This window comes from Pantoea conspicua (assembly GCF_002095315.1).
Lineage (GTDB): Bacteria > Pseudomonadota > Gammaproteobacteria > Enterobacterales > Enterobacteriaceae > Pantoea > Pantoea conspicua.
On sequence record NZ_MLFN01000010.1, the window covers coordinates 70,203 to 84,919 of the forward strand.

A 14,717-nucleotide genomic window follows, 5' to 3' on the forward strand; every position below is an offset into this window, starting at 1 on the left:
GTTGCCGGGTTAAGGGGTGCAGCCCGCCCCACTTTCTGCCAGAATAGCGCCCTTTCCGTCGTCTCTTCGGATTTTCGATATGTCTGACCGCGATCAACTCTTCTCAGCGCCCATTGCAAAACTGGGCGACTGGACTTTTGACGAGCGCGTAGCTGAAGTCTTTCCCGACATGATTCAGCGCTCGGTGCCGGGCTATTCCAACATCATCTCGATGATTGGCATGCTGGCAGAACGTTTTGTGACGCCCGACAGCCAGGTGTATGACCTCGGCTGCTCACTCGGCGCGGCTACCCTGTCGGTGCGCCGTAACATTCAGGTGCCCGGCTGCCAGATCATTGCGGTGGATAACTCCCCGGCGATGGTCGAGCGCTGCCGTCGCCACATCGATGCCTTTCGCGCTGACACGCCGGTGACGGTGCTGGAAGCGGATATCCGCGATGTTGCGATTGAGAACGCCTCGCTGGTAGTGCTCAACTTCACGCTGCAGTTTCTCGAACCGCCGGCGCGGCTGGCGCTGCTGGAGAAAATCTGGCACGGGCTGAAGCCCGGCGGTGCGCTGGTACTGTCGGAAAAATTCAGTTTTGAAGACGTCGAGGTGGGTGAGCTGCTGTTTAACATGCATCACGACTTCAAGCGTGCCAACGGTTACAGCGAACTGGAGATCAGCCAGAAGCGCAGCATGCTGGAAAATGTGATGCTGACCGACAGCGTAGAAGCGCACAAAGCCCGCCTGAAACAGGCCGGTTTCTCGCACGCCGAACTCTGGTTCCAGTGCTTTAACTTTGGATCACTGGTGGCATTAAAATGATCGATTTTGGCCGTTTTTATCAGCAAATCGCCGTGGGTCCGCTGGCGAAGTGGCTGGAAGTGTTGCCAGCGCAAATCAGCGAATGGCAGCGGGAAAACCTGCACGGACACTTCCGGGACTGGTATAAGTCGCTGGAATATCTGCCACTACTGGAGCCGCAAAAGCTTGACCTGCTGCACAGCGTCAGCGCCGATCGCGATGACATCAGCGATCGCCACCGTCAGGGCATTGAGAAACTGCTGCGTAATCTGATGCCGTGGCGCAAAGGGCCTTACTCGCTCTACGGCACCGACATCAACACCGAGTGGCGCTCCGACTGGAAATGGGATCGCGTCTTGCCGCATATCTCGTCGCTGGCGGGCCGGACGGTGCTGGATGTCGGCTGCGGCAGCGGCTATCACATGTGGCGCATGATCGGTGCCGGCGCGCATCTGGTGGTCGGTATCGATCCGATGCAGCTGTTCCTGGTACAGTTCGAAGCGGTACGCAAGCTGCTGAATGACGATCGTCGCGCCCACCTGTTGCCGTTGGGGATTGAGCAACTGCCGGTGCTGCAGGCGTTCGATACCGTCTTTTCGATGGGCGTGCTCTATCACCGTCGTTCCCCGCTGGATCACCTGCTGCAGCTGAAAAACCAGCTGGTGAGCGGCGGCGAACTGGTGCTGGAAACCTTAGTAATTGAGGGTGACGTTAATCAGGTGCTGGTGCCGGGCGAGCGCTACGCACAGATGCGCAATGTGTTCTTTATTCCCTCCGCCGACGCGCTGAAGAGCTGGCTGGAGAAAAGCGGTTTTGTCGATGTCCGCATCGTCGACTTCGCTCGCACGACCACCGAAGAGCAGCGTCGTACCGACTGGATGACCAGCGAATCGCTGGCCGAGTTCCTCGATCCTGACGACGCCAGCAAAACCGTCGAGGGTTATCCCGCGCCGCTGCGTGCGGTGCTGGTTGCCACCAAACCCTGAGTTTAGCGGCGGGACAACGCCAGTTTCGCCGCAAAGCCGATAAAGACACAGCCGGTCAGACGATCCATCACCTTCAGCACCCGTGGCTGACGCAGATGACCGGCGAAATAGTGACTGCCGCCAATCAACACCGCATTCCACACCAGCCCCAGAAGCATATGCGCCAGCGCCATCAGGCTACACCACAGGGCGACCGATGCCCCGGCCGGAATAAACTGCGGCAAAAAACTCACATAGAAGATGCCCACTTTGGGGTTCAGCAGATTGCCCAGCAAACCGCGGCTGAAGCAGGCAAGATAGCCCTGTTGCAGCGCCGGTTGTTGCGTGTCGATTGCTGTCTGGCGGGGTTTCAGCAACAATTTCAGCCCCAGCCAGAGTAACCAGGCGGCACCCAGCCACTTCAGCAGGTTATAGGCCATTTCGGAGGCCAGCAGCAGCGCGCCTAATCCGAATCCCACCGCGACACCCCAGACCAGACAACCGAGCGTGATCCCCAGTGCCGTCACGCTGGCGCGCTTTGCGCCCTGGGCCACCGCAGAGCGCAGCACCAGCGCGGTATCAAAGCCCGGCGTCAGCGTCAGAATGGTGATGGCAAACAGAAATGAAAACAGCGTGGTAGTCATGGCGTTCTCCCTGGCGATGACGGCCGGTCAGCAAAGTTTGGATGTCCTGTTAGCGTAACAGGCCAGCTGAATTATCTCACCCTGTTAACTGTCACTGTTGCGTCGACGTGTGCCAGGCTAAGTGCGGTTTAACTTCATATTAAGGAGCTGTGATTATGAGTAAATTTATCTTCTCTTCACCCCGTAAATATGTGCAGGGCGCAGGCGTGCTGGATGAACTGGGACCCTATGTTGCCGAACTGGGCGATAACGCTTTCCTGGTCGCGGATGACGTCGTCTGGAAATTGATCGGCGAACGCGCGCAGCAGGCGCTGCAAAAGGCAGGCGTTAACTTCAACTGGCAGCAGTTCAACGGCGAGGCGTCGAGCAATGAGATCACCCGCCTGAGCCAGCTGGCAAAAAGTCAGGGCTGTAATGTGGTGGTCGGATTGGGTGGCGGCAAAACACTGGATACCGTTAAAGCGGTGGCGGATGAGCTGAAGCTGCCGGTGGCGATCGTGCCAACAATCGCCTCAACCGATGCGCCCTGCAGCGCCCTGTCCGTGATCTACTCGGACAGCGGCGTGTTTGAAAGTTACCGTTTCTACAGCAAGAACCCGGATCTGGTGCTGGTAGATACCGCAGTCTGTGCCAGCGCGCCGGCGCGGCTGTTCGCCTCAGGCATCGCCGATGGCCTGGCTACCTGGGTTGAAGCACAGGCAGTGGCACGCTCACACGCCAAATCAATGGTCAATGGCGATCCCACGCTTGCCGGGCTGGCCATCGCCCGTGCCTGTGAAGAGACGCTGCTGACCTGGGGTTACAGCGCCTACGTGGCGGTGAGTGAAAAACGGATAACACCGGCAGTCGAAGCGGTGGTTGAGGCGAATACGCTGCTCTCCGGGCTGGGCTTCGAAAATGGTGGCCTGGCCGCGGCCCACGCCATCCACAACGGCTTTACCGCGATTGATGGCGATATCCATCACCTGACGCACGGTGAAAAAGTCGCTTACGGCACGCTGACGCAGATGGTGCTGGAGCAGCGGCCGGACGAGGAGATTGCGCGTTATATCCGTTTCTATCGCGCGATCAAGATGCCAACTACCCTGAAAGAGCTGCATCTGGAGCAGGAAAGCTGGGAAAATCTGGTCAAAATTGGTGCGCTGGCTAACAGCGAGGGCGACACGCTGAAGAATCTGAATCCTAACCTGTCGCCGGAAGATATTGCCAACGCCCTGCTGGCGCTGGATGCGTTCAGTAAGACGGTGGAGTAAACCGCTATGGGCGATCGCCCAATCGCCCGCTACTCTTCGGCGGCGGGCTGATCCCAGTACTCATATTTGTAGGCCGAACTGAGATGGCGTTCGATGGTACCGCGGGTAAAGATTTCGGTTTCATGCAGATAGCTCAGGGTACAGTTACCCGCCTGGTCCCACGACTGGCATTCATCGACGGTACGGATGGTGCTCAGCGGTGTGGTCGCAGTGCCATTCAGGCGCAGCTCGCGCCACTGGTTGTCGTAGCTGTAGCTGTCGGTGCTGCGGGCTGAACTGGTACGGGTCACCAGACCCTGCTGATTCCAGCGATAAAGATATTCCCCGTTAGTCAGCTGATCGCTGCCACGCGCCACGCTCTTTTGCAGCCGGAACTGTGGATCGTAACGATAGGTGGTGTCAGTAAATCCGCTGTTACCCATGCTGGTAAATTTGTCCGACGCGCTGATGATGTTACCGTGCCGGCCCTTGTGCCAGTTAATCGTCCCCTGCCGGTTATCCACCACCACTTCTTTCCCCTCTTTCAGCACCTTCACCAGATAAGCATATTCCGCCACCCAGCCGCCCTGCACTCTGGCGATGTGCTGCTCCATACTGAGGATCACGTTGCGCTCATTCTTGTCGTAACTGACGTCGGCCACCAGCAGATCGCCACAGGCGTCAAATTGACCCAGTACCCGCTTCTGCGAATTTACATCTTTGCCAAACTCACCGGCGATCACCTGCTTAACGGCACCTTTTGCGCTTCCGCCCAGCAGGATCCAGTTATTACTGCTGGCAATAGCACCACTGTGCGGGCCGCACTCACTGGCCGCAAACAACGGAGGACTCAACGCAGCCAGTAACAGGCTTACGGCAACAATCGGTTCGCATTTCATAAGGTAAGTTCCAGACAACGTTGCGTTAAGTGTAAACGCTGCAGCGGCGAATGGCGGTGTGGTGCAAAAATATCCGTAGTCAGGCAGTGTCCATTATTCCATCGCCAGCGACCGGAGAGAGATCATCCTTTCATCCTGTTTTACCGCCTTTTTTAACATCCAGGCCAGACGATACAATGATCAAGCGCGTTTCAGGCCGTGCGGCAAAGTGGATTTCAGCCGATATACTTTTCACTCTGGCGTGAGTTAACCGGAGGAAAGATGCGTCATGAAGTGGGATGAAATCGCTTTGTCAGATATTGCGCGTCTGGTTTTTGGGCAGAGTCCGCCGACGTTTCTGCTGGAAGTGACGGGACGTGCCGTAATCTGCTTTGTGTTGATTATTATCGCATTACGTCTGCTGGGGCGTCGCGTTGCCTCACAATATACGCTGTTCGAATTGTCCGCAGTGGTGACGCTGGCGGGTACGATGGGCGTCCCGTTGCTGGATGACAAACGCGGGCTGTTACCACCGCTGGTAATCATTGTCAGCCTGCTGGCGTTACAGCATCTGGCAGGCCATCTCAGCCTGCGTTCACGCCGCTTCGATCGACTGCTGGCGGGCAGCGAACGGGTGTTGCTGGATGAAGGTCGCCTGCAGCTGGAAACGCTGCGCGCCACCGTGCTGTCACGCGAGAAACTGTTTTCGCTGCTGCGCGGCCGTGGCGTTCAGCATCTGGGCCAGCTCAGCCGGATCTACATCGAACCTTCCGGCGCGTTGACGCTGATCTGGAGTGATACACCACGGCCCGGCCTGGCGATTGTGCCCCGCGGTGATAACGCCCTGATCGCGGCGATGGAAACCCGTGAGCATCAGGTTTGCGCTTCCTGCGGAAAGCTGGCTGACTGCAACGCTCCTGCCGACAGTGTCTGCCCCTGTTGCCACGCGCAGCACTGGCTGCCTGCGTCTGCGTCGCTGGAGGACTGATAATGGGTGATCTTCTGCTCCGCTGGCTGATGGGTGAAGCGCCCTGGACATTTGCAGCGGAAGTCCTGTTGCGCTTTTTGTTTATTTATCTGTTTTTACTGCTGGTGATGAGGCTGATGGGTCGTCGTTTCGCCGGTCAGCTAAGTATTATCGATCTGGCGATTATGATTATGCTGGGTGCCGCGATTGGCGCACCGTTGCAGACGCCAGAGAAAGGAATCCTGACGACTATCGTATTGCTGATCACCCTGCTGGGCTGTTTCCGCCTGCTTTCCTGGGGCGCTTTCTATTCGCATCGGCTTGAAGTTCTGACCCAGGGTGATGCTACGCTGCTGGTCATGGACGGGCGACTGGCGCTGGAGCATCTGCACCATGCAGAGTTCTCCCGCGATCGTACATTTTCCGAATTACGATCGATGGGGATTCAGCATCTCGGTGAGGTCCGGCGCGCCTGGCTGGAACCCTCTGGCCGGGTCAGTCTGTTACTGTATCGCAAGCCGCGTAGCGGACTGTGGCTGCTGCCCGCACAGAATGAGACCTTCAACCAGCATATCGCGGTTGACGGCTGTTTCGCCTGTGGTCATTGCGGTTATGTGGTGCGAAGTGAACAGCAGCCTGAACAGCAGTGCAACTACTGTGCTCAGCAGACATGGCGGCAGGCGGTGAAGCGGCTGGGGACGGAAAATGTCTATGACCCGCATCAGAAAGCGCATCCGCGCGAAGCGGGCGAATAAGGGAAAGAAGAGAAACTGCAGGCAAAAAGAACCCCAGCAAGCATACTGGGGTTTGGTACTTGCAAACACCACGTCAATGATCGGCGTGCTGCGCGGCAAAATCGTCAGTGATTCAGGCCACCCGAACGGTGCTCATCTGCATCACGCTTTTCATTGCCTCCACCACATCGCCATCAACACAATAGCGGCTGAACTCGTCGGTTTCGGCTTCAGAACACATGGACACACCCGCTTTACGGTAGCGCATCGGCGAAGCGATTAGCCGGCTGGCCGAGCTGTGGACTTCACGTATGCCCATATCGAGAAACTTTTGCAGGTTGCTGAGGCGGACACCGGCACCTGCCATAATGATAGGACCTGTACTCACTTCATTAAGTTCCTTCAGTAATGCAATTCCGTTCTCCGCGCTCTGTTGCTGGCCGGAAGTCAGAATGCGCGCCACACCCAGATCGGTCAACTCTTCCAGCGTCCGCTTCGGACTGTGGCACAGGTCGAAAGCGCGGTGAAAGGTCACCGCCAGTCCGTCGCACAGCGCCATAATCTGCCGCATCTGACCACGATGGATATGGGCATCCTCATCCAGCATCCCGATCACCAGCCCCGGAAAACCGAGCTCACGTATCAATGCTACGTCAGATTTCATCGCTTCAAATTCGCGTGCGGTGTAGCAAAAATCACCGCCGCGTGGCCGGACAATGGGATGAACCGGAATTGAAACCTCACGTCGGGCCGCGTGCAGCATGCCCGCCGACGGGGTTAAGCCCCCTTCTCGCGGCGCGGCACAGAGTTCAACCCGATCGGCGCCGGCCTGCTGCGCGGTCACTGCGCAATCCACGCCATAGCAGCAAATTTCCAGTGTGGTCATTCTCTTCTCCTTTACATGACTCTGGTTCAAGGCAGATTCATCAGTTAGTCTGGCTGCTGGAATGAGTTTACCGGGAAAGTTAACTATGGCATTCAATTTCGACCAACGGATAGACCGTCGTCACAGCGATAGCCTTAAATGGAACAAATATGCGGACCAGGACATTCTGCCGTTGTGGGTGGCTGACACTGATTTTCGATCGCCTGAGAGTGTTATCGAGGCGATACAGGCCCGCGCCGAACATGGCATTTTTGGTTATGGCGATAAGCCTGCTGGTTTCATTGACAGCGCCATTGCATGGCTGGCCTCACGCTATCACTGGCACGTTAATCCCGAATGGATTGTGGTGCTGCCAGGCGTGGTGACCGGGTTAAATCTTGCGGTACGTGCCTTTACTGCGCCGGATGAACGCAGCATCGCCCCGACGCCCATCTATCCGCCGTTTCGCGGTGCAGCAAAGCTGGCGGAACGTGGCCAGCTGAACCTGCCGCTGAGCCTGCAACAGGGACGCTGGTTGCTGGATCTGGCCGCTGCAGACGGGCAGATGACGGGCAAAGAGCGGTTGCTGATGTTGTGCAATCCACAGAATCCGGGAGGAACGGTCTATCGACGTGACGAACTTCAGGCGCAGCTGGCGTTTGCTCAGCAGCATGACCTGATCGTCTGTTCCGACGAGATTCACTGTGATCTGGTGCTGGAGCCTGGCGTGCAGCACATTCCGTTTGCCACCCTGAGCGAAGACGCGGCACAGCGCTCGATTACGCTGCTGTCACCCTCCAAAAGTTTCAATATTGCCGGGCTGGGTGCCTCTATCGCCATCATTCCCAATGCTGAGTTACGCGCGCGTTTTGACCGTGTCCGGCGCGGCATCGTGCCTGATGTCGATATTCTGGCCCTGACGGCCGCAGAAGCGGCGTGGCGCGAGGGCAGCGCCTGGCTCAGTGCGCAGAACGACTACCTGCGCAGCAACCGTGACTGGCTGGTGTCGCAGGTGAATAAGCTCACCGGGTTGTCGCTTTCAGCGCCCGAAGCGAGCTACCTGGCCTGGATCGATGCACGCGGCCTGGGTGTAGCCAGCCCGGCGATCTACTTCGAAAAACATGGGCTGGGGCTGTCAGCCGGACGCGAGTTTGGTGACGACCAGTTTGTCCGTCTCAACTTTGGCTGTACCCGCGCCCTGCTCGATGAGGCAGTTGCACGCCTGCAGCGCGCCGTAGCCGCCCGGCCTTAATCCTGTTCGCTGGCGACGATCTCTTCCAGTCGCCACGGATGGAATTTAATGGTTGTCTGCCCATCTGTGACCGCCAGGGTCGGATTGGGCAGGCGCTCATTTTCGGCCTGCGGCGAGCTGGTCTTGAACGAAATGCCCGGCTGAGTCAGAGCGTCATCGGATAACAGCGCCATAGCCCGCACGCCCAGCGTCTGATGATCGCCGCGCAACACCACTTCCACATGCTCCCATCCTTCATGACGGTAACGTTTCTCACCCGGCCACGGCAACTCAACTACATCCACCTGCCAGCCCGCCACCTGCAGTGGCTGATGCAGTTTAAACAGGCAAATTGGCCGGCCATTGATTATTGCCTGCGAAAACTGGCTGCCCATCTGCTGTAGCCCTTACTGCCAGCGTATTGCGGTCGCTTCCTGATGACAACGCACCGCAATATGATCGGCTTCAAGATCGTTAAGGCGTAAACCCAGCCTCTGCGCAAAATTTTGCAACGATTCTTCAAAACGTCGCAAATCTGTCTTTAAATCTTCCAATTCAGCGGGAAAAGGTCTGTTCAAAACGGAAAATCCTCTCGGTTTAATTAAACTTTTTTATCAGTAGAACCCATGAGCCGTACTGCCTTGCGCATCTAAAAATCGTAGGATTCATCCTATTTAGCCCAATATTTCCTGCAAAAGCGTATAAGAACAGCTTTCAATTCGGATTAATCCTCTCTTTAGGTCCATGAGTTTATTGATGAAAGTGGCTTAACTTCATGATTGTTATCACCTTCTTTAATACAATAAGATAAGTCTTATTTGGCGGCCAAACAATTGCAGCCACTTCCTCTTTCTTATAAATTTGACTCAACACAACCAAAAGGAATGGCTATATGTCTATGCTCATCGTTGTCGCTGTCCTGATCGCACTGATGGGATTTGCAATTTCCCGCCATTGGAAGGTGCGTGAAGATAAAAGCGTCAAGAACCCTCGCCGTCATCCGCGACGTCGTTAAAGCCTCAGGGAAACATCTTCGGCTCTGTTTCCCCGCTTCATCCTGCTACTGACGCCCACCGACATTTCACGTATACTTTTCCCCTCATTTTTTTCCATTTTGTCTGTTCCATCCGTTTCTGTCACTCCGTTGCGCGATGCTGCCAGGCAAGATGATGACGGCTCGACTCAACAGGTTCGGGCGTTGTTCAGCACATGAAGGTAACTCGGTGAATATTCAGGCTCTTCTTTCCGCAAAAGTCAGTCAGGCAATGGTTTTAGCCGGCGCTCCCGCCGATTGTGAACCGCAGGTTCGTCAGTCCGCCAGGGTCCAGTTTGGTGATTATCAGGCTAACGGTATTATGGCCGTGGCGAAAAAGCTGGGACAAGCACCGCGACAATTAGCGGAAGCAGTGATCCAGCATCTCGACCTGACCGGCATCGCCAGTAAAGTTGAAATTGCCGGACCGGGCTTCATCAACATTTTCCTCGACGTTCAGTGGCTGGCGACCCAGGCCCGTGAAGCGCTGACTCTGCCGCGTCTCGGCGTACAGCAGGTGGAACCGCAGACCATCGTGGTTGATTACTCTGCCCCAAACGTGGCCAAAGAGATGCATGTCGGCCATGTGCGCTCCACCATCATTGGTGATGCGGCGGTCCGCACGCTGGAGTTTCTCGGTCATCGGGTCATTCGCGCCAACCACGTCGGTGACTGGGGTACCCAGTTCGGCATGTTGATCGCCTTCCTCGAAAAACAGCAAAACGAGCATCACGCTGAGATGGCGCTGGCCGATCTGGAAGCGTTTTACCGTGAAGCTAAGCGGACCTACGACGAAGATCCGGCGTTTGCCGAGCGGGCACGCAGCTATGTGGTCAAACTGCAGGGCGGCGACGACTATTGCCGTCAGATGTGGAAAAAACTGGTCGACATCACCATGAGTCAGAACCAGAAAATTTATGACCGCATGAATGTCACCCTGACGCGCAAAGATGTGATGGGTGAAAGTCTCTACAACGACATGCTGCCCGGCATCGTCGCTGACCTGAAGCAGAAAGGGTTAGCAGTGGAAAGTGAAGGCGCTACCGTAGTGTTCCTGGATGAGTTCCAGAACAAGGAAGGCGAACCAATGGGTGTCATCATCCAGAAAAAGGATGGCGGCTACCTTTATACCACTACCGACATCGCCTGCGCCAAATACCGTTATGAAACCCTGAAGGCCGATCGGGTGCTCTACTACATCGACTCACGTCAGCATCAGCATCTGATGCAGGCCTGGACCATCGTGCGTAAGGCGGGATATGTGCCGGAGTCGGTACCGCTGGAACATCACGCGTTCGGCATGATGCTGGGCAAAGATGGTCGTCCATTCAAAACCCGTAGCGGCGGCACCATCAAGCTGGCCGATCTGCTCGATGAAGCCTATCAACGCGCCTATACCCTGGTGCGTGAAAAAAACCCGGAGATGAGCGAAGCGGAAGTGAAAGCGCTGGCCGAAGTGGTGGGTATCAGCGCCGTGAAATACGCTGACCTGTCGAAAAGCCGCACCACCGACTATATCTTTGACTGGGATAACATGCTGGCATTTGAAGGCAACACGGCGCCTTACATGCAGTATGCTTACACGCGCGTGCTGTCGGTATTCCGTAAAGCCGGCATTGATGCCGATGCGCTGGACGCAGAGATTGTGATCAGCGAAGAACGCGAAGCGCAGCTGGCGACCCGTCTGTTACAGTTCGAAGAGGTGATCACTCAGGTGGCGCGCGACGGTACGCCACATGTGATGTGTGCCTATCTCTACGATCTGGCGGGTCTGTTCTCCGGTTTCTACGAGCATTGCCCAATCCTCAGCGCGGAATCGGAGGCGACACGTCTGAGCCGACTGCAGCTGGCCGCGCTGACCGCGAAAACCCTGAAACAGGGTCTGGATACGCTGGGTATCGACACCGTCGAGCGTATGTAATCTCAGAAACGGAGAGGGGTTTTCCCTCTCCGTTTCTGCTCTCAGTTATCCTCTCTGAACTTCCCTCAAATCTCCGCAGCAGGAGAGTGTTATGTCTGTCGCCGCGCACCTCATCAGCAGCCACCTTCCCACCATTAAACAGTTGCAGTGCTTTCTGGCTGTCGCGCACGAGCTTAATTTTCGCCGTGCCGCAGAACGCCTCAGCATGACGCAGCCTCCGCTCACCCGCCAGATTCAAAGCCTGGAAGATCTGCTCGGTCAGTTGCTGTTCAGTCGCACAACCCACGAGGTGACGCTCACCGAATCTGGCCGTGCGCTGATCGCGAAAGCAGAAGCGATCCTCAGTGCGCTGAGTGCCTTAAAGCAGGAAGCACAGCCTGCCGCACGGCTGCGCATCGGGCTGACACGCACGCTGAACTTTGAACTGATCGCGCCGCTCAATAAGCAACTCGCCGGTTTTCATGCCCGCGATGAGATGGAAATGCCCAGCCTGACTTCCGCTCAGCTGTTGCAAAGCCTCGCAAAAAACAGCCTGGATTTGATCCTCACCGGCGAAAAAGGCCCGGATGCGGAAAAAGCTGTCCAGTACGCCTGGGTTTACCGCGAGCCGCTACTTGTCGCTATGCCGTCGGCCCACCCAGCCAGTCTGGCGGAAAAAGTCTCACTGGAGGCGCTGGCTGACCTGCCGCTGTTCTGGTTCGCGCGCAGTGCCAACCCGCAGTTTTACGATAAATGCGAGCGCTACTTCGCCATGCTCAGCGTCACGCTGAAACGAGTGAGAGAGCCGGAAGATTCCCTGCTGATGCTGTCGCACATCGCCAGAGGTAAAGGCTTCGCCCTGATGCCGAAGTCAAAATGTACCTTTAATCAGGCAGGACTCTGTTACCGCCCGCTGACGGAAGGCGCGGCGCAACAGCTGGCGATTGATGTTTATGCGGCTATTCGCGCCGATGAAAACAATGAGGCGGTTCTCGATGCGCTGAGAGCACTCTCGCAGTCCGCTGAACGCTGAGCCCCCGCGCGACTGAGTCGCGGTTTCTCGTCTTCCGGGCTGCCTGTCGCCCGTCCTGATGTCGTACCCTCTCGTCCCTGATACCTTTTTTGCATGACGGAAAGAGCAATTCATTGCTTTCGCGCGGAATGAAACAATCGCGTCTCACTTACGAGGAGAGACAATGAAAAAGCGAACGTTAACTCAGGGTCTGGACGTCAGCGCCATCGGCTACGGCGCGATGGGGCTAAGCGAATTTTACGGTCAGACCGATGATCGTCATTCCCTGCAACTGCTCAGCCAGCTGCGCGACCTGGATATCACTTTTATCGATACCGCCGATCTCTACGGACGTGGCCACAACGAGCAGCTGATTGGAGAGTTTCTTGCCGGGCTGAGCAAAGCTGAACGGCTGAAATTCACCGTCGCCACCAAATGTGGCATCGAGCGTCCGGCGGATGCGGCCTATGCCCGCACTATTAACAATCAGCCAGACTACATTACCCGCAGCTGCCATGCCTCCCTGAAACGGCTGGGCGTCGAGCGTATCGATCTCTTTTATCTGCATCGCATCAGCCCGGCGACCCCGATTGAGGAGAGCATGCAGTGTCTCAGCCGTCTGGTGCAGGAGGGAAAAATCGCCCGGATTGGATTGTGTGAAGCCTCTGCCGCAACGCTGAACCGGGCGCAGGCGATCCACCCGCTGGCCGCGCTGCAGACGGAATATTCACTCTGGACGCGAGACATCGAAGAGGAAATTCTGCCAGTGGTGAAAAGACTCGGTATCGGCCTGGTGCCCTATTCGCCGCTGGGCAGAGGTTTCCTGACCGGTAAATACCGTAAAAACAGCGATTTTGCTGAAGGTGATTTCCGCAAAAATAATGACCGTTTCCAGCAGGAAAATATCGATCACAATCTCCAGCTTCTTAACGCGGTGACGCCGCTGGCGGAGAAATATCACGCCACTACCGGGCAGATTGCACTGGCCTGGCTACTTGCACAGTATGAAAAAATCGTGCCGATTCCAGGCACCAAACAGATCGCTTATCTCACTGAAAACGCGGAGGCCGCAGCTATCGAGCTGGAAGAGGAAGATCTCCGGATGCTGAATCGTATTCATCAGCAGATTGAGGTCAAAGGCGGTCGCTATTCTGAGGAGGGAATGAAAGGGGTGAATGCCTGAAGGACGCATTACGCACACGCGCACTATGCTACGGTGCGTTAACTCTTTTCAGCGTGATACAGGGAGGTAATCAGGTGGCGACGTTAAGGAACATCGAAAGCTTCAGGGATGAATGGCTTGAGGATTATTTTTTATAGGGCAAATTTTCTAAAAGGATACCGTTAACCCTCTCATCAGCGCTGGCGCGAAAGCTCGACATCATCAATGTGGCGATTAACTATAAGGATTTAAGGTCGCCGCCAGGCAACCGGTATGAGGCGCTAAATCCACCTCTTGAGGGATATGCTTCAATCAGGGTCAATGAGCATTATCGGCTGATCTTTAAATGGATAGAAGGTAAGGCCGTTGACCTTTATCTGGATGCTCATAGCTATAAAACGCACAAGCGATGAAAACTGATCCTGCTGCATCAGGCGCGGTAAGACAGCATGCAACATCATCAACCTCTGTCAGTGAATTAAGAGATCAAGACTATGATCCAGGCGACCCGCAAACCGACCACCGTCGGTGATGTATTACTTTACGAATATCTGGAGCCAACCGGCCTGAAGATTCCCGACTTAGCGGAGATGCTCAAAGTGCACCGCAACACAGTCAGCGCCCTGGTCAACAATAATCTGAAGCTGACGCCGGATATGGCTTTCAGGCTGGCGGCAGCCTTCGAAACCAGCGTTGAGTTCTGGCTAAATCTGCAAAACAGTGTCGATATCTGGGAAGTGATGCATGATGCCAGGGCACAGGAGGAGATTAGTCGCGTAACCTCGTTGAAGGATTTTCTGGCGCAGAAAGAGAATCAGGTGGCGTGAAAAGCTTTATCACGCACCGGTCATGACAGGATGTGAAACAGGCGAATCATCTGGTGCAGAGTTAACTTCAGTTTACAGCCAGGGCCATCACGAAAAAGGGAGCCAGAGATCGATCTCTGTCTCCCCTTCCTTCAATTCAGCAACGACACGCTTACTGGTAATTAACCATCACTTCGCTGCTCACCACCCGTAATCCGGGTGGCAGCGCCCCACTTCCGGCAAAACCAAACACCATGTGCAGCGTTTCACCCGCGTTCAGGTGTGCCAGCCCGCGCGTGGTGCCGCTGGCGCCTTCAAGAGAGGTACAGCGCTGTTCGCCACACAGACGGACTTCCAGACCAGACGGGGCCGGTCTGCTCAGCTCATAACGCCAGTTGACGATGCTGACTTCCCCACCGACGTCGGCGGGTGGCGTCAGCGGTTGTGCCCGCTGCCAGCTGCCGCGGTTCGCCAGCAGCGGACCACTGGCGCTGGCCTGCC

At 56.1% G+C, this 14,717-nt stretch carries 15 protein-coding genes and 2 pseudogenes; 12 read left to right on the forward strand and 5 right to left on the reverse strand.

Annotated features, from left to right (window positions below; all coding sequences use genetic code 11):
• Nucleotides 1-79 precede the first annotated feature (79 nt).
• Together cmoA and cmoB are read left to right on the forward strand one after the other, a co-directional pair.
• On the forward strand, nucleotides 80-808 hold the full coding sequence (cmoA, locus tag HA41_RS06050) for a carboxy-S-adenosyl-L-methionine synthase CmoA (protein WP_094120004.1): 729 nt from the start codon (nucleotides 80-82) through the stop codon (nucleotides 806-808).
• A complete protein-coding gene (gene cmoB / locus HA41_RS06055) occupies nucleotides 805-1,773 on the forward strand; it encodes a tRNA 5-methoxyuridine(34)/uridine 5-oxyacetic acid(34) synthase CmoB (RefSeq protein WP_094120005.1) in 969 nt (322 codons plus the stop codon). The genes cmoA and cmoB overlap by 4 nt, the downstream gene beginning before the upstream one ends.
• Nucleotides 1,774-1,775: 2 nt before the next feature.
• On the opposite strand, the gene HA41_RS06060 is transcribed toward cmoB, so the two are convergent.
• Nucleotides 1,776-2,396 carry a LysE family translocator gene (locus tag HA41_RS06060; protein ID WP_094120006.1) on the reverse strand — a complete coding sequence of 207 codons (621 nt, stop codon included), beginning with the start codon at nucleotides 2,394-2,396 and terminating at the stop codon, nucleotides 1,776-1,778.
• Between the two features lie 155 nt (nucleotides 2,397-2,551).
• On the opposite strand from HA41_RS06060, the gene HA41_RS06065 reads away from it, so the two are divergent.
• The gene (locus HA41_RS06065) at nucleotides 2,552-3,649 is read left to right on the forward strand and encodes a glycerol dehydrogenase (protein WP_094120007.1); all 1,098 of its coding nucleotides are present in this window, start codon (nucleotides 2,552-2,554) and stop codon (nucleotides 3,647-3,649) included.
• Between the two features lie 29 nt (nucleotides 3,650-3,678).
• On the opposite strand, the gene HA41_RS06070 is transcribed toward HA41_RS06065, so the two are convergent.
• Nucleotides 3,679-4,527, reverse strand: coding sequence for a hypothetical protein (locus HA41_RS06070; protein WP_094120008.1), 849 nt, complete (start codon nucleotides 4,525-4,527; stop codon nucleotides 3,679-3,681).
• A gap of 268 nt (nucleotides 4,528-4,795) precedes the next feature.
• Here HA41_RS06070 and HA41_RS06075 point away from each other — a divergent pair, with 268 nt between their 5' ends.
• Together HA41_RS06075 and HA41_RS06080 are read left to right on the forward strand one after the other, a co-directional pair.
• Nucleotides 4,796-5,494, forward strand: a complete 699-nt coding sequence (locus HA41_RS06075; RefSeq protein WP_094120009.1) for a DUF421 domain-containing protein — start codon at nucleotides 4,796-4,798, stop codon at nucleotides 5,492-5,494.
• 2 nt (nucleotides 5,495-5,496) lie between these two features.
• Nucleotides 5,497-6,228, forward strand: a complete 732-nt coding sequence (locus tag HA41_RS06080; protein ID WP_094120010.1) for a DUF421 domain-containing protein — start codon at nucleotides 5,497-5,499, stop codon at nucleotides 6,226-6,228.
• Between the two features lie 112 nt (nucleotides 6,229-6,340).
• Here the strand turns inward: HA41_RS06080 and cutC are convergent, their stop codons facing one another.
• Nucleotides 6,341-7,093: a copper homeostasis protein CutC gene (cutC, locus tag HA41_RS06085; RefSeq protein WP_094120011.1), complete on the reverse strand. Its 753-nt coding sequence runs from the start codon at nucleotides 7,091-7,093 to the stop codon at nucleotides 6,341-6,343.
• An 85-nt stretch (nucleotides 7,094-7,178) separates the two neighbouring features.
• Here cutC and HA41_RS06090 point away from each other — a divergent pair, with 85 nt between their 5' ends.
• A complete protein-coding gene (locus HA41_RS06090; protein WP_094120012.1) occupies nucleotides 7,179-8,324 on the forward strand; it encodes a MalY/PatB family protein in 1,146 nt (381 codons plus the stop codon).
• Here the strand turns inward: HA41_RS06090 and HA41_RS06095 are convergent.
• Nucleotides 8,321-8,881 (reverse strand): annotated as a pseudogene (locus HA41_RS06095) (VOC family protein). The gene HA41_RS06090 and the pseudogene HA41_RS06095 overlap by 4 nt on opposite strands.
• Before the next feature lie 314 nt (nucleotides 8,882-9,195).
• On the opposite strand from HA41_RS06095, the gene HA41_RS21520 reads away from it, so the two are divergent.
• The 6 genes and pseudogenes from HA41_RS21520 (at nucleotide 9,196) to HA41_RS06120 (ending at nucleotide 14,237) form a co-directional block, all read left to right on the forward strand.
• On the forward strand, nucleotides 9,196-9,318 hold the full coding sequence (locus HA41_RS21520) for a hypothetical protein (RefSeq protein ID WP_007889544.1): 123 nt from the start codon (nucleotides 9,196-9,198) through the stop codon (nucleotides 9,316-9,318).
• A 208-nt stretch (nucleotides 9,319-9,526) separates the two neighbouring features.
• Nucleotides 9,527-11,257 (forward strand): arginine--tRNA ligase, encoded by a 1,731-nt coding sequence (gene argS / locus HA41_RS06100; RefSeq protein WP_094120013.1) that lies wholly within the window; start codon nucleotides 9,527-9,529, stop codon nucleotides 11,255-11,257.
• Nucleotides 11,258-11,348: 91 nt separating this feature from the next.
• A complete protein-coding gene (locus HA41_RS06105; RefSeq protein WP_094120014.1) occupies nucleotides 11,349-12,269 on the forward strand; it encodes a LysR family transcriptional regulator in 921 nt (306 codons plus the stop codon).
• 163 nt (nucleotides 12,270-12,432) lie between these two features.
• A complete protein-coding gene (locus tag HA41_RS06110) occupies nucleotides 12,433-13,431 on the forward strand; it encodes an aldo/keto reductase (protein ID WP_094120015.1) in 999 nt (332 codons plus the stop codon).
• Between the two features lie 74 nt (nucleotides 13,432-13,505).
• A pseudogene (locus HA41_RS06115) lies at nucleotides 13,506-13,823 on the forward strand (type II toxin-antitoxin system RelE/ParE family toxin).
• 81 nt (nucleotides 13,824-13,904) lie between these two features.
• Entirely contained in the window at nucleotides 13,905-14,237 is a 333-nt protein-coding gene (locus HA41_RS06120) for a HigA family addiction module antitoxin (RefSeq protein WP_094120016.1), read from the forward strand.
• A gap of 151 nt (nucleotides 14,238-14,388) precedes the next feature.
• Here the strand turns inward: HA41_RS06120 and flhE are convergent.
• Nucleotides 14,389-14,717 (reverse strand): flagellar protein FlhE (flhE, locus tag HA41_RS06125; protein WP_094120017.1); only part of this gene is annotated, 329 nt, incomplete at its 5' end.